An 18,473-nucleotide genomic window follows, 5' to 3' on the forward strand; every position below is an offset into this window, starting at 1 on the left:
ATAAAAACTTAAAATGTCAGGAGAAAAAGATTTACAACAATTACTTAAAAGCATGAAACCAGAGCATAATTTAGGAGATTATGTTTTTTGTAAAGTCGAAAAATTAGATGGTGTAGAACTGAATGATATTGAGATGTTTTTCAAAGAAAAAGAAGCAATTACTCTGATTTTGAAAAAAGAAATTGCAGACGCATTAAAGCTAGATTATTCAGTTGTAATGTCATGGATAACACTCACGGTGCATTCATCATTAGAAGCAGTTGGCTTAACAGCAGCATTTTCAAAAGCACTTTCAGAACATGAAATAAGCTGTAATGTTGTGGCCGCTTTTTATCACGATCATATTTTTATAGCTCAAAAAGACACAGAGAAGGCAATGGAGATCTTAAATTTATTTTCGGTCTAAATTGAGGTAAATCACTGGATAATAGCAATAAACAAAGGGGGATTAAAAATTTAACTTTTTCCAGATTTATTATTGGTAAGTTTTTTATTACATTTGAATTAAAAAAAAGTTAAAAATGAAGCGGAAGTTTAATATTAAAAAACTACGTTTGCAAAAAAATGAAAACCCTGAATTATTAATGAAAAAGAAACTATTTTTTATTGTTTTATTAATCACTTGTAAAAATTTTGCTCAAAACAACGCTAAAATCGCATTTCAGAAAAGCAGATATGAATTAGCTTTAGACTACTACCAAAAAGCCGATTATAAGAAAGCGATTGATTTATTTTACGTTGCTTCCAAAATTAAACCTGACAATACAATAGGTCAGGAATCGATTAAAAAAGTAGATACTTTACGAACATTTTTGAGAGAAAATCTTCTAAAGTTGGCCGTAGGAACCTGGAAGATGGTTGGAGATAAGCCGGTTTGGGCTGCTAATCAAAGTAATGCAACCTCACAAAAAGATTTTGACGACTTAATCGAAATCAAGGACGGTGAAATTTCTTCTTATGAGAAAAATAAGAAAACGCAGGAAAAGAAACTCATTAAGTCTGAGAAATTAGTGTATTACAACAAAGAGAACTCAGATGCATTGTTTTCGGACATCCTTTTATCTGACGGAACTGTTTGGAATTGCACGATAAATGAAAATGGAGATGAGCTGCATGTCATCAATGTGGGAAAAGTGACTGATGGAATTGTCGAAAAAATAACCAGCGACAATACGGAGCGGTTTTTTATTAAAGTAGAGTAGTAAAAAGGGAATCAATTTTGATTCCCTTTTTTATTTATGAAAACCGTTTGCATTTACCATATACTACTGCTAAAATCAATTTTTTATAATTCGATTTATTTGTTGTATGGTCATGATATTGAATCGTTTATAATTGTTCGGGAAAGGATAAAATGCAATTGTAAAATCGTGTAATTTTGATGCAATCTAAAAGAAGTAAAATAATGAAAATCAAAGCAATTAAAGCTTCTCAGACCTGGCAGATCAGACATGAAGTAATGTGGCCGGATCAGCCATTTGAGTTCGTGCAATTAGATGAAGATGCTTTAGGGCTGCATTTTGGTGTTTTTATAGCAGAAAAATTAGTTGCAGTAGTTTCCTGTTTTGTGAATATTAACGAATTACAGTTCAGAAAATTGGCAACTCTGGAAGAATATCAGGGAAAAGGCATCGGATCTGAACTTGTAAAATACATTTTACAATTCGCAAAAGAGAAAAATTTGAAAAAAGTCTGGTGCAATGCACGAACCAATAAAAAAAAATTTTACGAGAAATTCGGAATGCAGGATACTCATCATATTTTTAGAAAAGCAGAACAGGAATTTACCATAATGGAAGTTTTGCTATAGAAAATAAAGTGAATTTTACGGAATAAAACATACAATGTCAGATCTTTGCGATTTTGATGTTTTTTTATTGATTTGGAGAGTCTTATTAACTCGATTATGATAAGGACTTAATTTTTTATGATTTTTCAGCAAAAAAGGATATTTTTTTATCAGAATTAGTGTGTAATAAAATCATGAAAACGTTTTCGTCTTTTTTAAATGTTAAAGCTTATAAAAAAATCTTTTTTTCTTTCGATACTTTCCTTACTTTCGCACCCAAATGAGAAAGTTAGTAGTATTTTTAGTATTCATGAATTTGCTTCTGTTAGGCGGAGGGCAATATCTTAATGCGGGTACTCCTAAAAATGCTCATCCTCATAATCTTGAGAAAAAGCACAGGGTAAAATTCACCAATCAGGAGCAGGGCAGTTCAATTATTGAAGATGCTGATATTGATACTGAAGAAGAATATCTTGGAAGTGATGATCTTAAAGATGGACTTACGAATAAGTTTTTTGCAACAAACTACAGTTTACTTGACAGTTGGTATCTTTCCTTTGCAAGTCAGACTGGTGTAAATGATTACAATCGTTTTAAAATCTTCCTGCCATTTTGTGGCAACTCAAATCCTATCTACATTACTCAACGAGTTTTAAGAATTTGATTCAACAGTATACATCGGTTACCAAAGTTGTGATCTGAATATTCTGTTGATGTATTTTTTTCTACCTCATCTTATATGAAAGTTAAGTTCTGACTAAGGCTGGCTGATGCATTTTTTCATCCAAAGGAATCTCTGTATTCCAAGCACTCAATCGCTTAATTTCCAATAAAATCATGAAAAGAATTATCTTGTTCACTGGCTTAATTGCCTTAGTGTGCCTTACTAGTTGTACAGCTAAAAAAGAAGAAAAAGAAGAAGTAGAAAAATTTACCGCTACCAATCCGGTAAAAATAGACACTTCGTTTACGAAACAGTATGTTTCACAAATTAAATCCGTACGAAACATTGAAATTCGTGCTCAGGAAAAAGGTTTTTTACAAAACATCTATGTCGATGAAGGACAATTTGTAAAAAAAGGACAGCTGTTGTTTAAAATTATGCCAAACATGTATCAGGCAGAATTATTGAAAGCACAAGCTGAACAAAAATCAGTAGAAATCGAACTGCAAAATTCCAAATTACTGGCAGACAAAAATATCGTTTCTAAAAACGAACTAAGTGTAGCGCAGGCAAAATTGCAATCTGCAAAAGCCGAAGTAGCACTGGCAAAACTTCATTTATCATTTACCGAAATCAGAGCTCCGTTTGACGGAACTATCGATCGTATTCCGTTAAAATTAGGAAGTCTTATTGATGAAGGCGAATTGATGACGAGTCTTTCAGACAACAGTCAGATGTTTGCTTACTTCAATGTTTCAGAACCTGAATACCTGCAATATGAAACCAATGTAAAAGACCGTGCTGATAATAAAGTAAGTCTGGTTTTGGCTAATGGCGAAACTTTTAAGGAAAAAGGAAATGTAGAAGTTATTGAAAGTGAATTTAACAATGAAACCGGAAACATCGCATTCAGAGCGCGTTTTCCTAATTCAGGCAAATTGCTTAGAAATGGCGAAACCGGACAGGTTCAAATGCTTGTACCGCTTAAAAATGCAATCGTGATTCCACAAAAAGCGACTTATGAAATCCAGGATAAAAAATACGTTTTTGTGATCGATAAAAACAATAAAGTAACTTCAAGAGAAATCACTATAACTGGCGAAATCCCTGATTTGTACGTGATCAGAACCGGACTTACCGAAAATGACAAAATTTTACTTGAAGGAGTTCAGAAAGTAAAAGAGAATGACAAAATCAAATATGAATTCCAATCTCCTAAAGCGGTAATGAACAATTTACGCTTAAAAGCAGAATAGGTTTAATCATTAAAACAATATAAAATGTTTAACAAATTTATTCAAAGACCTGTACTGTCGATAGTAATATCGCTTATAATAGTCTTTTTAGGAGTATTGTCGGTATTGAATTTACCTATTACCCAATTCCCTACAATCTCACCACCAATGGTGAATGTTACTGCAGATTATCCGGGTTCTAACGGTGAATTGATGATCAAGGCAGTTATTATTCCTTTAGAAAGAGCTTTAAATGGAGTTCCGGGAATGAAATACATGTCTTCTGATGCCGGAAATGATGGTGAGGCCACTATAAAAGTAGTTTTTAACTTAGGAACAGATCCCAATCAAGCGGCGGTTAACGTTCAGAATCGTGTAGCTTCGGTTACCAATAAATTACCTCCATTGGTAATTAGAGAGGGTATAAAAATTACCCGAGAAGTGCCAAGTATGTTGATGTATGTGAACCTTTACAGTACAGATAAAAATACCGACATGAAGTTCTTGTACAACTACGCTGATATCAACGTACTTTCAGAATTGAAAAGGGTAAATGGTATTGGTTCCGGAGATATCTTGGGAACTCGTGAATATGCTATGCGTATCTGGCTGAAACCGGATCGTATGTTGGCGTATAAAATTTCTGCCGATGAGATAATGGAAGCATTGTCAAGTCAGAGTTTGGAGGCTTCTCCGGGTAAAACGGGGGAAAGCTCCGGTAAACGTTCTCAGGCATTTGAATATGTATTGAAATATTCCGGACGTTTTACCACGAAAGAGCAATATGGAAATATTGTAGTAAAATCCAATGCTAACGGAGAACTTTTACGTTTGAAAGATGTTGCCAATATTGAATTTGGTAGTTCAATGTATGATATTTACTCCAACTTAAATGGTAAGCCATCTGCGGCTATCGTACTAAAACAGTCTTTTGGAAGTAATGCCAATCAGGTTATTGAAGAAGTAAAGGCTAAATTGGAAAAAATCAAGCAAAAATTTCCAAAAGGAATGGATTATGAGATTTCATATGACGTTTCTAAGTTCCTGGATGCCTCTATCGAAAAAGTAATTCACACATTGGTAGAAGCTTTTATTCTGGTTGGTTTAGTCGTATTTCTTTTCTTAGGCGACTGGCGTTCGACGGTTATTCCGGCAATTGCAGTACCGGTATCGTTAATTGGAACCTTTGTGTTTATGACATTCTTTGATATATCGTTGAACTTAATTACGTTGTTTGCTTTAGTATTGGCAATTGGGGTCGTCGTCGATGATGCGATTGTAGTAATCGAAGCTGTTCACGCCAAGATGGAAGAAGAACATCTGTCAGCATTTAAAGCAACTAAAAAAGCGATGCATGAAATTGCGGGGGCGATTATTGCGATTACGTTCCTGATGGCTGCGGTATTTATTCCTGTTGCATTCATGTCTGGTCCTGTTGGAGTATTTTACAGACAGTTCTCGGTTACGATGGCAACTGCTATTATACTTTCGGGTATTGTGGCTTTGACATTGACACCGGCACTTTGTGCGATGATGCTGAAAAATAATCACGGTCAGCCTAAAAAGAAAACACCAGTTAATGTATTTATAGATGGTTTTAATAATAAGTTTAACCTGGCTCAGGGTAAATATCAAAATGTATTAGCTAAAATCGTAAACAGAAGAGCTGTTACTATAATTGCTTTAGTAGGATTTTGTGCCGGAACATGGTTAATAAGCAGCACAGTTCCTTCCGGATTTATTCCGAATGAGGATCAGGGAATGTTTTATGCAGTTATTCAAACACCTCCGGGTTCATCTTTAGAAAGAACTAATAATATTGCAGAAAGAGTTCAAAAGATTGCAGAAGATATCGATGGAGTGAAATCGGTTTCTTCGTTGGCAGGTTATGAAATTCTGTCTGAAGGTACAGGAGCAAACTCAGGAACTTGTTTGGTGAATCTTAAAGACTGGAACGACAGAAAAGAATCTGTTCTTGAGATTATGCATGAGATGGAGGAAAAATGTAAAGACATTGCGGGAGCAAATATCGAATTCTTCCAGCCGCCTGCTGTACCGGGATATGGTGCTGCCGGGGGATTTGAGCTTCGTTTATTAGATAAAACCGGTTCGGGGGATTACAAAAAAACGGAGCAGGTAAATAATGATTTTGTTGCTGAATTGAACAGACATCCGGAATTATCCAATGTATTTAGTTTTTATAGTTCGAGTTTCCCTCAATACATGATGAAAGTCGACAATGATTTGGCACAGCAAAAAGGAGTTTCGATCGAAAACGCAATGAATACATTGTCAACTCTTGTGGGAAGTAACTACGAAATTAGTTTTATTAAATTCGGAATCAACTACAAAGTAATTGTTCAGGCTTCTCCGGAGTATCGTGCTCAGCCAGATGATATTTTAAAGTTATATGTAAAAAATAATCGTGATGAAATGGTGCCTTTTTCTGCTTTTATGAGATTGGAAAAGGTATACGGGCTTTCTGAAATTACCCGACACAATATGTACACTTCTACGCAAATTAGTGGTTCTGCAGCACCGGGTTATAGTTCTGGTACTGCGATTAAAGTAATTCAGGAAGTAGCTGCTAAAAAATTACCCAGAGGATATGACATTGACTGGGCAGGTATTTCTGCCGATGAGGTGGCGCAGGGGAATCAGGCAATTTGGGTATTCCTGATCTGTTTAGGATTTGTGTATCTGGTACTGGCAGCGCAATACGAGAGTTTTATTTTACCATTATCTGTAATTCTTTCTTTACCGGCAGGTATTTTTGGAGCTTTCTTTTTACTGAAATTAACAGGATTAGAGAACAACATTTATGCACAGGTAGCCATGGTAATGCTTATTGGTTTATTGGGTAAAAATGCCGTGTTGATTGTAGAGTTTGCAATCCAGCGACATGCCGCAGGTAAATCAGTTCTTGAAGCAGCGATGGAAGGAGCTAAAGCGAGGTTCCGTCCTATTTTGATGACTTCATTTGCTTTTATTGCAGGTTTATTACCACTTGCTTTTGCTACCGGTCCGGGAAAAATCGGTAACCGTACTATTGGTACTGCAGCTGCAGGAGGTATGCTTATCGGAACTATTTGCGGGGTGTTTGTAATTCCGGGCTTGTATTACATCTTTGGAAAAATAGCAGAGAGATACAAATTGGTGAAACATGAAGAAGAGAATCCATTAACAGAAGAAATTGATAACAATCATGTATAAATTCAAATCATATCAATACGGTATTGCATTGGGTATATGTCTTACGGTTGCAGGGTGTAAAGCCCCTGCTCCTGAGACTGTAGCAACAAGCACGCCAGTTCCTGAAGCGTTTGGAGCAACAGCACAAACTCAGGATGCAAACAATAATACAGCAACACTAGTCTGGAAAGATTACTTTAAAGATCAAAATCTGGTAGACCTGATTGATGCTGCTCTGAAGAACAATCAGGAATTAAACATCACTTTGCAGGAAATTGAAATTGCCAGAAATGACATCCGTGTAAAAAAAGGACTTTTATTACCAACTGTTGGTGTTCGTGCCGGAGCGGGAGTAGAGAAAGTTGGCCGATATACAAGTCAGGGTGCAGGCGATGCCAACACAGATATCAAACCGGGTATAAAAACTCCTGATCCGTTAGGAGATTTTACCATTTCGGCTTATGCGAACTGGGAAGTAGACATCTGGAAAAAACTGCGAAATTCTAAGAAAGCAGCTTTAAACCGATATTTAGCCACGGTTGAAGGTAAAAATTTTGTGATTACCAACCTTATTGCTGAAGTGGCCGATTCTTATTACGAATTACTGGCTTTAGATACGCAGTTGGATATTGTAAAACAAACCATCAAATTGCAGTCTAATGCTTTAGAAATTGTAAAAATTCAGAAGCAGGCTGCCAGAGCTACTGAACTAGGCGTGAAGAAGTTTGAAGCGGAAGTTTTAACCTCAAAAAGTCTGGAATTTGGAATTCTTCAGCAGATAAAAGAAGCAGAAAATAAAATCAATTTTTTATTGGGAAGATATCCTCAGGAAATTAAAAGAACCAATACAAACAACTTCCTTAGTTTGTTACCGGCAGCGGTTAGTTCAGGAATTCCGTCTCAGTTATTAGCGAATCGTCCTGATGTTAAACAGGCAGAATTAGAATTAGTAGCTTCAAAATTAGATGTAAAAGTGGCTCGTGCTGAGTTTTATCCTTCCTTAAATATTTCGGCTGCGATAGGAGTACAGGCATTTAAACCTTCTTACCTGTTTACGTTCCCGGAATCTATTTTGTATTCATTAGCAGGAGATCTTGCTGCGCCATTGATTAACAGAAATGCGATTAAGGCAGAATTTGCAAGCGCAAATGCAAGACAGCTTCAGGCATTGTACAATTACGATCGTACGATTTTGAATGCTTACTTAGAAGTGTCCAACCAGCTTTCGAAGATCGAAAATTTACAAAAAGGATATGATCTTAAATCGCAACAGGTTGATGCTCTAAACACCTCAATAGACGTTTCTAACGATTTGTTTAAATCGGCCAGAGTTGATTATTTTGAAGTTTTAATGACACAACGTGATGCATTAGAAGCAAAATTAGAATTGGTAGATACCAAAAAAGAACAATTAAATGCTGCAGTCCATGTGTACAGAGACTTAGGCGGCGGTTGGAAATAGGAGTAATAGTTATTTTGTAGATAAAAGCCTTTCGGGAGTAAATTCCTGAAAGGCTTTTTTTAGTTGATCGAAGAGGTTTTGATGATTGTGATAGAGTATTACTCTTTTTTTGCATTGTTTATTAATTCTATAATCTTTGAAGCCACTCCACTTGACGATTGAAAATTTTGTCCCGTGACAATTCTTCCGTCCGTTTCGACATGAGAGACGTTACGTGCCGAGAATTTAAAGACCCCTCCTCTTCCTTCAATTGTTTTTTGAATTAAGAACGGGAAGTATTTAAAATATTCGTCATCTTGTTTTTCGAATGAATCCGGGTAACCGCTAATTCTTTTTCCTGCGACTAAATAATTGCCGTCATTTGTTTTTAAGTTGACAATTCCTGCAGTTCCATGACAAACAGAAGAGATAATCCCTTTGTTCTCCTCATATACTCTTAAAGTTATGGCTTGAATTTCTTTATTTTCAGGTACCTCATACATGGCAGCTCCACCACCGATGTAATGAACAGCTTTATAGATTTTTGAATCAATTTCTGCTGGTTTTTTAGTGTTTTTCAGGGCATACATAAAATCCGGATCAAATAAATATTGTTTTTGTAATGCGTCGGATGTGTTGATGTAGGCTAATGGGACACTTCCTCCTTCCGGGCTTACAAAATCAACAGTATATCCCCCTGTTTTAAAAGTATGGTAGGCATTTATAATTTCAGAAAAACTATTACCTGTTGCCAGGTTCGATTTGCCATAATAATGGGCATTAGAAACGATAAACAGAATGTGCTGTCCTGATTTGTTCGTATTTATGCTACTCGCAGATTTACTGATTATTTTCCATTCGCCCTGAATCTTTTTGAGTAAAAACAAATCAATAAATTCCATTTTTTTGTCAGGAATTAATATTTCGGCTTTAGCTAAAGCGATGTCGTTATGCAAATCAAGTGAAATTATTCTGCCCATTCGACCATTAAATTGCCCCTGATTGCCTTTTTTAAACCATTTGGCATATTCGCCGGAAGGTACAATCCACAAGTCTTTGTCTTTATGACTTAAAAAGAGATTGGCCTCAGAATAAAATGCCTTCTCAATGTTATCAGGCCTGTTGTAAGAAGTACCATCAATATAATTTTCAATGCATTTTTTGACCAATTCCTCTTCTGTCTGTGCCAATAAATAACCTGACGAAAATAATAGTGTAATAAAATAGATAACTTTTTTCATAAGCTTTTTGAAATTTAATTTTCCGCAAAGCTATAGTTCGTCAATTGGGAATGGGAATGAATATATAATTTAGGACTCCAGATTTATAAATTAGGAGAAAAAATCAGGTTTTTGCGTAGTTTAAAGGTGTGGTGCCTGTCGCTTTTTTAAATGCGCCATAAAAAGTACTGCTCGAATTGAAACCGCAATACTCGGCTACAACTTCCATTTTTAGATTACTGTCCTGCTTGAGTATTTTTTTTGCTTCTTCGATTCGGTATTCGTTTATGAATTGCGTATAACTTTTGTTCAAATTGTCATTTAAGAATTGTGATAAGAGTTGAGGTCGTATTTTGATTTCCTGCGCTAGTAGATTTAAGGTTAGATTAGGATTTTTGTGAATGTTCTTTGAGTTAAAAGCAATCTGTATTTTTTCAAGAATAGCATTGACTTCTTCGCTCTCTATTTTGTTAACGTATTTTTCTTTTTTAGGATGTACTTTAAAAGTTTCATTTCGTTTGTAAAATACAACCATACCCGATAAATATAAAGCAAAAGAAAGAGAAAGAGCTCCTGAAATATAAGAGGTGTATGCAGCTGTAAAATAAGCGAGCCAAATTAGGAAGACACCACCCAATACTGAGAGTATCCAAACCTCATCATAATTAATTTTGTCGGACTTAGTGAGAATCTTCGCGAATACTTGTTTTACAGAAAATGCAGAAAGTATGATAAAGACGATCCATTGTAAGTTGATGATTAAATAAATGTATTTTTTCCATAATTCTAAATGATTCTGATAGGGAGCTAATACTCCCACAAAGACAATAAGGAATAATAAAAAAAGAATTGAATACTTCGCTAAAGCTATATTTAATGAGTTTTGTTTAGCTTTAATATAGAAAAACAAAAAGGGGCCTATTAGAAAACAGGCAGATAAACCGATTTGCAAATATGTTTTTGAAAGCCCGGGGTTAAAGTAAAAAAAGATTGACTTCCAGATTCTAATGCTTAGCACGGCTAATAATCCGCCTAAAAAAAAGTTGGAAATGTTTTTTTCTTTTGTAAAGAAGAAAAAGTACAAACTCAAGATAGTACAATTAAATGCTCCTAATGCGCTGAAGAAAAATAAAATCTGATTATCTAAATACATTTGCTTATTGGTACAGTTTTAAATCGCTTTTTTTGTTTTACAGTTAAAGTTCACAACTTTATGAGGTTGTGAACTTTGAGCCTGTATACCTTCGGCTAAGATAAAAATTCTTGTGAAAGTAAAATAGACGATTATCAGATATTTCGCAATTCTACGAAACTGCTTTTAGCAAATGTTTTTTTACTTATTTTGATTTTCGATTACTGCTAAATGAATCCCGAAACATTTTCCAGCCTTTGTCTGTTTTCTTCCAAAGAACCAGGAATTTACCATCGTCCATTAATTCGCCTTTAGAATTATACGACTGCCATAAACCTTCTTCAGTAACATATTTTACGCCATCACCGTATACCGCAGTGGTGATAAATTTTCCACCTCTTAAGCCATATTCATCATAGGCTTTTCGAAAAAAACTGGCAGCACCTTCTTTTCCATAAATCTGAGGTGCATTTGGGAGTAAAATAGAAGCATCTTCCGCATATCGGTCTATAAATATTGAAGGATCATTGTTTTTAAAGGAATCAAAATAGATGGCATTGCTTTTTTGAATTGCATTTTTTGCCTCGCTTAAATCTGCTGTTTCAGTATTTGGTGCAGAATTACAGCTGAAAAGCAATAAGGTAATGGCAAAGAGTTTTGATGTCAAATAAACGTTATTCCGCTTAGAAAAATATTTAAAAAGAAGGGATAAAAATGAAATTGATTTTCGGCTCAATTCCGATGAGTTGTTAAAAGTATTCATATTAAAGTTTTTAGATTTACTATTATTTTTATCAAAGGTAGTAAGGGAAAAAACTCCTGAATTGTACAAAACGGAACTGTTTTTTTTATTAGGGTGCTAAGGTTCTTAGATGCTAAGCTACTAAGGGATAGTGTTGTTAATGCTTAGTAATACCTTTAAAGAATTAAATGGTTGATAGGGAATTGATTTTCTAAATAGGAGGTTGGTGTAGTTCCGGTAAAGAATTTGAAATCTCTTATAAAATGCGACTGATCAAAATAACCGGAATCATAAGCAATAGAGGTAAAAGGGTATTCGGTATTGTTAATGAGTTTAAGACTGTGCTGAAAACGTTTAATTTTGTTGAACGATTTCGGGGCAAGTCCGGTATGCTGAAACACTAATTTATGAAGATAGCGTGGCGTTATACCATATTTTTCCGAAATGCTGCTGATGTTAGTTTCAGTCGGTTCGCTTAGCAAACTGGATAAGATATGAGCTACTTTTTCAATCTTGTCAGATCGCTTAGGGTTTGTTATTATTTTCTGAATTAAGAATGTTTCGATAAGCTCAATTCTTTTTTGAATATCGGAAGTTTCTAAAAGCTGATTGTGTAGTTTTTTTATTGGATTACCAATTATATCTTCCATGTCGAAAATCTGATTGTTAAATACTCCAATTTCATCTTTAAAAAAGTAGGCTGCGGTATGGGTATAAAATCGAATACCCAGCATGGTATGTTTTCCTTTTGATTTTATAGCAAGGGGCTTAGTGATCTGACCCCATAATTCAATTTTTGGAGTTTTGTAAAAGTTTTTATCAACCAATGATTCCCAAATACCATCACCAAGATTAAAAATTATTTCCATTTCGCCACTCGGAAATACCGTATCCTCAAATTCTATATCTGAATCTGATTCAAAAATATAGTAATGTTTGATATAAGGTTTTAGAATTTCGGATGGCGAAAAATGTTGAAATTGCATTTTACTGAATTTAATTTCTCAAATATTTAAAATGGCGTTTGTTTTGTTAACGTGCTGACAGGTGTAAAGTTATGAAAAAAATATAAAACAAGTTTAAAATAGTAAAACAGACAAATTACAAAGAAGGTCGGAGTATTGCAATCGAAGTGTTGTGAATTGGCGTGATATGACCATTTTAAACAATAGTCAGTCCTGCATCTTTGTAAAACTTTAAACTTTCATCTTCCGGATCAATATTCGTTACCAGTACATTAATATCCTTAATTGGGCAAACAGAATACGATTCAGCTGTTCCTACCTTTTCGATAGAACCTAAAGCAATAACAAAATCGGAATGTTGAATCATGTTTCTTTTTATCTGAGAATCATCGTATAAAATTCCAGTTACCCCACGTTCGTGATGAATGCTGCAGAGTCCAAGAATACAAATGTCGGCTCTGAAGTTTCTAAAAAAATCGATCGTTTCAATACTGGCAGTAGTAAAGGAAGTTTTGCACATTCGACCACCGGCAAAAATCAATTCGATATTGGGTAAATCTTCGATTAATGCTGCTACAGGAAAGCTATTTGTGATCACGGTGATTTTTAAATCGTAAGGAAAGCTGGCTACTAAAGCCAATGAAGTTGTTCCTCCATCGATAAAAACTACCTGACCGTCTTTTAAATAAGAGATTGCTTTTTCGGCAATTATCTTTTTGTTTTCAAGATCGTGTTTTTCCCTGTTTCTAAAATGCAGCGGAATCGGAGAGGGAGCAACCGCGCCTCCACGAACAGCCTTTAACAATCCCTGATCCGAAAGTTCTTTTACATCTCGTCTTATTGTATCTTCTGATACATTTAAATAGGCACTAAGTTCCATTAAAGTAAGTCGGTGTTCTTTTGATAAATACTCTAGAATTACTTTTTGACGCTCTTCTTTTTTCATTTGATGCAAATTTATATTGCAAAAATAAGTTAAAATTGCAATACTTTGCAATATTTGCGTAAATTTGTTGCAAAATAAATCAAAATGAAAAAGAAAACAATTGCCATCGATATGGATGGCGTACTTGCCGACATCGAAATACAATTAATAAAACAGTACAATAAAGAGAGTGGAGCTTCACTTACCAAAGAGACTATTCGGGGGTTAAGTGAAGAAGATGCTTTTAAAGACAGAACACTTTTGCGTGAAGTTTTAAATGCCGATAATTTTTTTAGAAGTCTGCCTGTAATGCCTGATGCAGTCGAAAGTTTACGTCGATTACAGGAAAACTTTGAAATTTTTATTGTTTCTGCCGCAACCGAATTTCCGGTATCACTGGCCGAAAAAGTGGCCTGGCTTGCGGAACATTTTCCTTTTATCACCTGGGAAAATATTATTTTATGCGGAAGCAAAAGAATTATCAATACGGATTATATGATTGACGATCACCGAAAAAATTTAGACCATTGCATGGGAAAACCTATCATGTTTACAGCATTCCATAATGTTAATCAAACACATCACTTGAGAGTAAACAACTGGAAAGAAGCCGTTGAAGTTCTAGAAAAAGACATCGTAACTGATTTGAACTAAGTTTATTTGCACGCAGATTTGTTTTGCTGATTCGTCATCGTTCGGGTTGCAGATTTTACGGATTTATTTTCTCAAACTTAATGGTAAAATAAATCCGCAAAGTCTATAAAGATAATACCCTGCAAATTCAGCTGACTTTGTATTTGCAATGACTAGTAAACAGGCTTGGTCTTATAGAAAATATTTGGATGGATTATTCAAGTAAAATAAGTGTTCTATTTGTTAGTTCATTTTTATACTTCAAAACATCATCTATACTTGATAATAAGTATTCATTATTCTCAATAATAAGTTTCATTTTTGAGTCAGTGAAAACTAATTTACAAATGATTTTTTTAGGATGCTCGTCAATACTAATGTTGAAAAAGCTTTTAAAATCTTTGAAGAAAATTCTTTGGCTAGGTATTTTTCTATTTTGGATTAGCAATGTTCTGATGGTGTGATAAGCCTGAATTTCAGATTCAGTCGTAATAATTCCACCAGTATTTGAATTTGATTCGTCAATAACTTTTTTATCATATAGAGATTTCAATAAAGCAGAATTGATCATTTTGATCATTTTTCCCTGAGTTTCATCATTAAATTTGGTCTTAAAACTCATATTGCGGTGAATTATTTTTAATAAATCCTTTGAAGGAGCAATAAATTCCTTTAACAGACTTGTTTCAAAATCCTCCGCAAAAACAGATTCTTGGGCTGTATTTATAATCTCATTGACCACGATATATCTTTTGTCAAATTTGATTAAAGTTTCCAGATCTCTATCTGAATAATTAGATAAGTTGAACACAAAGAATGGTTTGTTATCAATTACATTTGGTTGTAAAATATCTGAATAAAATCTATATTCAATTCCATTAGTTAAAATAGCAATTCTAGAGTTTTTCGTATTATTGAAATAACCGTTTAATTGACCTGCTTCTTTATCGCTTAATCTACTATTGTATTTTTTTGCTTCTATTAAAATAGTTTCCTTTTTATTTAATAAAATAGCATAATCAATTTTTTGACTGATACGTTCACCAAAATCAGCATTGTATTCTGGTATCAAATCATTCGGCATATAATTTAGAAGATGAAAAAAGGGCTCTATTAAAAACTTACGGGTTTGAGCTTCATTTGTGCACAACTCAATCGCATCGTTAATTTTAAAGTTCTCTAGAGTTTTTTTTAATTGATTGATAGATTGTTTCGGAATATTGGTGGTCATTTTTTTGGGTTGTTAGTTTGACAAATTATGCGATTTAGAAAGTTAATAAAAATTAACCAAGGCATAAGTTTTTTAAGATCATCGTTTATAAAAAAACAAATATCATGATTAAATTAATATTTACTTTACGGAAAACCATATTGATATAGTAAATTATGAATGTTTAAAACTAACATTTCCCTTTTGTAATCTAATAGGTATTTATACCTGTTTAATTTAGTGAAGTTAATTTTGAATCTTTCCTTATACTGTAATAGTAAACTATATTAAGTTGACTGTATATAGCACACAACATACAGGAATTTTTTAATAACCTGTTTTTTGAAGGAGAAACCTTTTGAGAGTAATCTTGAAAGGTTTTTTATTTTGGCTTCACCAGAAATTAAGTGATTGCAATTGCAATGTTAAACTTTAATTTATGTTTACTTCGGTATAGATAGGTTTGCTTTAAATCCTTTATCCGGTTCTGTCTCAAAATCAATAGTTCCTTTAACAGCCTGAATGCGGTGTTCCATGTTTTGGAGACCATTTTTTGCCGTAGTGGCTTTTTCAAAACCCTTGCCGTTATCAGTATAGCGTATTGAGATTGATTTCTCATTATTTTCAAACTTTATTCCAACAATACTAGCCTTGCTGTGTTTCTTCATGTTTACCATTAATTCCTGTAAAATCCTGCTGATGGTAATTTTTTTGGTATCGTTAATGTCTTCCCAGTTGATAGTTTCTAGGTTGGTTACAATGATATTTCTGTCGTTGGTATTGTAAGTCGAAAGCATTTCTTTGATACTGTGGGTAAAATTGACACCCGTATCAATCTTATTATTTTCTCTCGAAATTCCTCTTACACGGCCATAAATATCATCCAATTTTTGGAGTAGATTCTCCTTGGTACTTTCTTTAGATAGGGACTGGGACTCGGCAAAAGCAATCACGTGAAATACGTCATTTGCCAGTTCATCGTGGATTTTTTTAGCGATTCGGGCTTCGGTGATATAGGAAGTTTTAAATTCGATTGCTCTGTTTTTATTTTTATAGTAACGTACCACAATTACAATTAGAATAACTAAGAAAACAAAAACAATAGCAAAAACAATTCGTAAATATTTGGCGCTTTGTAGAGACAGTTGAGTTTCGGCTTTTTCTAAACGGAGTTTGGCATTTTCATCTTTTTCGAGTTTAGAATCGTATTTAATTTTGGCAAACTTATTTTTAAAGTTGTTTCGAACTTTAATGATACTGTCGTTTAGTTTAAAATACTTTTGAACATATTTATTGTTTTGAGCACTGTGATCGTTTGAAATTAAAATTTGCAATGCCTCCAATCTTTCGTCGACACTGTTTAGTTTTGTAGCATTGCTGTAAGCAGCAAGAGCATTTTTATTTGATTTCTGAAGGTCTTTTTCAGCATAATAATCGGCGAGGTGCAGGTAACTTTCAATACTGCCGTAAGTATCATTAATTTCATTTCTAGTCTGGAGCGCTTCATTCATTAAAAGGAACCCTTTTTTATCCATTCCATTTTTAAAATAGGCATAACCGAGGTTGTCTATAAGTATTACATCTTCCGTTGCTTGTGCTTTTTTGTTTAAAAGAGATTCTAAAAGAGCAATCGCTTTATCATATTTTTTTTGATGCATATAAACAACGGCAATATTGCCTAAGGGACCTTGCTTTTCAATGGGATCTTTAAAATCATTTGCAGCTTCTTTGTAGTAGATAATGGCATCATTATAAAGAGAAAGTTCTTTATCAGCAACACCTAATTTATTCTTTATAGTGGCCGTATAGACACTCTTTTTTTTAACATAAACTAATGCTTCAGTCATAGTTTCTTTACTACCGTAATAATCTCCGTTGACTTGTTGAATAGATGCTATCATAATTAGGATATACCCAATATTAGCGCTATCTTTTATACTTTCATAAAGTTGTTTTGATTTATTAAACTCATAAAAAGAAGCAGTAAATTCTTGTTTATCAAAGTTCTCAATTCCTTTGTTTCGTAAACTAAGTGCTTCTTTGCGGATCGTATCTGTGTTTGTATTTAATGGCTTTTTTTCTTTGCAGGAAAACAGAAAAAAGAGTAGTATAAAATAAAAAAACGGGGACCGTAACATATAGATTTACTTTCCCCGAAAATAGTAATTAATTAGATACTAAAAATAATATCTTTATTATTTATCTGGCGGTGGAGGATTTTTACCACCATCACCAGGTCCCTCAGCAAAAGCTGGTTTTGCCGGATCAATAGTTTTCTTTGTTTCCTGTTTGGTTTGAGTTTCGTATTCATCTGGTGTACAGGAGAACATAGTGAATAGTATCGTGAAAGCGATAAAAATTATTAGCTTTTTCATTTTATTTAGATTTAGAAATTAGACATGGGTATTGCTGACCGGAGTTGATCCGGAGGTTGGTTAGGGCAATACCAATTTGGTTTTTTTGGGAAGTACAATGTGTAGAACTGTAAGACGTTATTTACACTTCCCGAATAAACTCGGTCTTACTGTTTTTTTACACTGTTAATTTGAACTAGTTTTATATTTTTGTTTTAATCTGCAGATAAAACTTGAACTAATTTCTATGGCAAAGTAAAGACGCTTTTAAGCCTTTGTTGATAGGGGATTCCCAGAATTCCCACGTTTTCCTGAGATTCCCAAGAAATCCCGAAAAATCCTAAAAAAATAACATGCATAGCCAGACTTTAGAAGAATTTAAAAAAGCGATTAAGAGTAAATATGAGATTGAGAAAGAAGGAGAATACTTTGATTATTTGTACAACCCCTCTCGTGGAAAACTCCGCGACTTGTGCTGGATTATTTACGAAAATAACCCGACTCAGGATGATTTAAATGTTTTTAGAAATTTATTGTGTTTGGATTTTGACCATACGAGAAAGAATAAGTATAATGAACAAAAAGACAAGTTCAGACCGATCGAAACTTTCTTTAAAGGCGAAACTGATCCATCGAATATTGATGCAATAAATCTTGCAGCTGTTATCGTTGATTTCCAGCCACGCCCTTTTAAAAAGTTTAATGAAAAGTGCAGAATCAATGAGGTCAAACACATGGTAAGTGTTGTCGAAATGAATGCAGCCGCTCAGATAGAGATCGTAGAGGAAGGCAATCTTGTGGAAAGTTACCCTCAAAAAGGAAATCGTTTCTATAATTTTAAGTACGTACTCTCTAAAAAAATAGTGAAGAAAATCTATCCAAGAAAAATAATTACGGCTACAGTTGGGGCGGTCGCTTTTGTGTCTTCTGCACGATTATACTTTGTGCGGAAAAAAGATCAAACGGAATAG

17 protein-coding genes are annotated in these 18,473 nt (G+C 34.1%); 9 read left to right on the forward strand and 8 right to left on the reverse strand.

The annotated features are described in order from the left end of the window. Window positions 1–13: 13 nt before the first annotated feature. From FLA105534_RS12205 to FLA105534_RS12235, 7 genes are all read left to right on the forward strand, one after another. Window positions 14–406, forward strand: coding sequence for an ACT domain-containing protein (locus FLA105534_RS12205; RefSeq protein ID WP_173966403.1), 393 nt, complete (start codon window positions 14–16; stop codon window positions 404–406). Between the two features lie 115 nt (window positions 407–521). After that, window positions 522–1,202 (forward strand): hypothetical protein, encoded by a 681-nt coding sequence (locus FLA105534_RS12210; RefSeq protein ID WP_246253229.1) that lies wholly within the window; start codon window positions 522–524, stop codon window positions 1,200–1,202. A gap of 203 nt (window positions 1,203–1,405) precedes the next feature. Further along, window positions 1,406–1,810, forward strand: coding sequence for a GNAT family N-acetyltransferase (locus FLA105534_RS12215; protein ID WP_173966404.1), 405 nt, complete (start codon window positions 1,406–1,408; stop codon window positions 1,808–1,810). A gap of 259 nt (window positions 1,811–2,069) precedes the next feature. After that, window positions 2,070–2,453: a hypothetical protein gene (locus tag FLA105534_RS12220; protein ID WP_246253230.1), complete on the forward strand. Its 384-nt coding sequence runs from the start codon at window positions 2,070–2,072 to the stop codon at window positions 2,451–2,453. A 173-nt stretch (window positions 2,454–2,626) separates the two neighbouring features. After that, window positions 2,627–3,709, forward strand: a complete 1,083-nt coding sequence (locus FLA105534_RS12225; protein WP_173966405.1) for an efflux RND transporter periplasmic adaptor subunit — start codon at window positions 2,627–2,629, stop codon at window positions 3,707–3,709. A gap of 24 nt (window positions 3,710–3,733) precedes the next feature. Further along, on the forward strand, window positions 3,734–6,901 hold the full coding sequence (locus FLA105534_RS12230; protein WP_173966406.1) for an efflux RND transporter permease subunit: 3,168 nt from the start codon (window positions 3,734–3,736) through the stop codon (window positions 6,899–6,901). Beyond that, window positions 6,894–8,342 carry a TolC family protein gene (locus tag FLA105534_RS12235; RefSeq protein WP_173966407.1) on the forward strand — a complete coding sequence of 483 codons (1,449 nt, stop codon included), beginning with the start codon at window positions 6,894–6,896 and terminating at the stop codon, window positions 8,340–8,342. The genes FLA105534_RS12230 and FLA105534_RS12235 overlap by 8 nt, the downstream gene beginning before the upstream one ends. Before the next feature lie 98 nt (window positions 8,343–8,440). Here FLA105534_RS12235 and FLA105534_RS12240 read toward each other — a convergent pair whose 3' ends face one another. From FLA105534_RS12240 to FLA105534_RS12260, 5 genes are all read right to left on the reverse strand, one after another. Further along, window positions 8,441–9,562 carry a nuclear transport factor 2 family protein gene (locus FLA105534_RS12240; RefSeq protein ID WP_173966408.1) on the reverse strand — a complete coding sequence of 374 codons (1,122 nt, stop codon included), beginning with the start codon at window positions 9,560–9,562 and terminating at the stop codon, window positions 8,441–8,443. Window positions 9,563–9,665: 103 nt separating this feature from the next. Beyond that, window positions 9,666–10,451 carry a helix-turn-helix transcriptional regulator gene (locus FLA105534_RS12245; RefSeq protein WP_173966409.1) on the reverse strand — a complete coding sequence of 262 codons (786 nt, stop codon included), beginning with the start codon at window positions 10,449–10,451 and terminating at the stop codon, window positions 9,666–9,668. A gap of 427 nt (window positions 10,452–10,878) precedes the next feature. Continuing rightward, window positions 10,879–11,436: a YybH family protein gene (locus FLA105534_RS12250; protein WP_173966410.1), complete on the reverse strand. Its 558-nt coding sequence runs from the start codon at window positions 11,434–11,436 to the stop codon at window positions 10,879–10,881. Between the two features lie 155 nt (window positions 11,437–11,591). Then, on the reverse strand, window positions 11,592–12,401 hold the full coding sequence (locus tag FLA105534_RS12255) for a helix-turn-helix domain-containing protein (RefSeq protein WP_173966411.1): 810 nt from the start codon (window positions 12,399–12,401) through the stop codon (window positions 11,592–11,594). A 175-nt stretch (window positions 12,402–12,576) separates the two neighbouring features. Then, entirely contained in the window at window positions 12,577–13,326 is a 750-nt protein-coding gene (locus tag FLA105534_RS12260) for a DeoR/GlpR family DNA-binding transcription regulator (protein WP_173966412.1), read from the reverse strand. Window positions 13,327–13,410: 84 nt separating this feature from the next. Between FLA105534_RS12260 and FLA105534_RS12265 the strand changes: the two genes are divergently transcribed. Then, complete coding sequence (locus FLA105534_RS12265) at window positions 13,411–13,959, forward strand: 5' nucleotidase, NT5C type (RefSeq protein ID WP_173966413.1); 549 nt, start codon at window positions 13,411–13,413, stop codon at window positions 13,957–13,959. Between the two features lie 193 nt (window positions 13,960–14,152). Here the strand turns inward: FLA105534_RS12265 and FLA105534_RS12270 are convergent, their stop codons facing one another. The 3 genes from FLA105534_RS12270 to FLA105534_RS12280 form a co-directional block, all read right to left on the reverse strand. Then, window positions 14,153–15,169 (reverse strand): type I restriction enzyme HsdR N-terminal domain-containing protein, encoded by a 1,017-nt coding sequence (locus tag FLA105534_RS12270; protein WP_173966414.1) that lies wholly within the window; start codon window positions 15,167–15,169, stop codon window positions 14,153–14,155. Window positions 15,170–15,591: 422 nt separating this feature from the next. Next, on the reverse strand, window positions 15,592–17,286 hold the full coding sequence (locus tag FLA105534_RS12275) for a tetratricopeptide repeat-containing sensor histidine kinase (RefSeq protein ID WP_173966415.1): 1,695 nt from the start codon (window positions 17,284–17,286) through the stop codon (window positions 15,592–15,594). Window positions 17,287–17,343: 57 nt separating this feature from the next. After that, on the reverse strand, window positions 17,344–17,523 hold the full coding sequence (locus FLA105534_RS12280; protein WP_173966331.1) for a hypothetical protein: 180 nt from the start codon (window positions 17,521–17,523) through the stop codon (window positions 17,344–17,346). Between the two features lie 332 nt (window positions 17,524–17,855). Between FLA105534_RS12280 and FLA105534_RS12285 the strand changes: the two genes are divergently transcribed. Further along, window positions 17,856–18,473, forward strand: coding sequence for a hypothetical protein (locus FLA105534_RS12285; protein WP_173966416.1), 618 nt, complete (start codon window positions 17,856–17,858; stop codon window positions 18,471–18,473).

Origin of the sequence: Flavobacterium collinsii, from assembly GCF_902804485.1 — a bacterium.
Classification (GTDB): domain Bacteria; phylum Bacteroidota; class Bacteroidia; order Flavobacteriales; family Flavobacteriaceae; genus Flavobacterium; species Flavobacterium collinsii.

Coding starts and splice junctions, on each gene's coding strand:
- FLA105534_RS12205 (WP_173966403.1), top strand. CDS start 14: ATGTCAGGAGAAAAAGATTTACAACAATTACTTAAAAGCATGAAACCA.
- FLA105534_RS12210 (WP_246253229.1), top strand. CDS start 522: ATGAAGCGGAAGTTTAATATTAAAAAACTACGTTTGCAAAAAAATGAA.
- FLA105534_RS12215 (WP_173966404.1), top strand. CDS start 1,406: ATGAAAATCAAAGCAATTAAAGCTTCTCAGACCTGGCAGATCAGACAT.
- FLA105534_RS12220 (WP_246253230.1), top strand. CDS start 2,070: ATGAGAAAGTTAGTAGTATTTTTAGTATTCATGAATTTGCTTCTGTTA.
- FLA105534_RS12225 (WP_173966405.1), top strand. CDS start 2,627: ATGAAAAGAATTATCTTGTTCACTGGCTTAATTGCCTTAGTGTGCCTT.
- FLA105534_RS12230 (WP_173966406.1), top strand. CDS start 3,734: ATGTTTAACAAATTTATTCAAAGACCTGTACTGTCGATAGTAATATCG.
- FLA105534_RS12235 (WP_173966407.1), top strand. CDS start 6,894: ATGTATAAATTCAAATCATATCAATACGGTATTGCATTGGGTATATGT.
- FLA105534_RS12240 (WP_173966408.1), bottom strand. CDS start 9,562: ATGAAAAAAGTTATCTATTTTATTACACTATTATTTTCGTCAGGTTAT.
- FLA105534_RS12250 (WP_173966410.1), bottom strand. CDS start 11,436: ATGAATACTTTTAACAACTCATCGGAATTGAGCCGAAAATCAATTTCA.
- FLA105534_RS12255 (WP_173966411.1), bottom strand. CDS start 12,401: ATGCAATTTCAACATTTTTCGCCATCCGAAATTCTAAAACCTTATATC.
- FLA105534_RS12260 (WP_173966412.1), bottom strand. CDS start 13,326: ATGAAAAAAGAAGAGCGTCAAAAAGTAATTCTAGAGTATTTATCAAAA.
- FLA105534_RS12265 (WP_173966413.1), top strand. CDS start 13,411: ATGAAAAAGAAAACAATTGCCATCGATATGGATGGCGTACTTGCCGAC.
- FLA105534_RS12270 (WP_173966414.1), bottom strand. CDS start 15,169: ATGACCACCAATATTCCGAAACAATCTATCAATCAATTAAAAAAAACT.
- FLA105534_RS12275 (WP_173966415.1), bottom strand. CDS start 17,286: ATGTTACGGTCCCCGTTTTTTTATTTTATACTACTCTTTTTTCTGTTT.
- FLA105534_RS12280 (WP_173966331.1), bottom strand. CDS start 17,523: ATGAAAAAGCTAATAATTTTTATCGCTTTCACGATACTATTCACTATG.
- FLA105534_RS12285 (WP_173966416.1), top strand. CDS start 17,856: ATGCATAGCCAGACTTTAGAAGAATTTAAAAAAGCGATTAAGAGTAAA.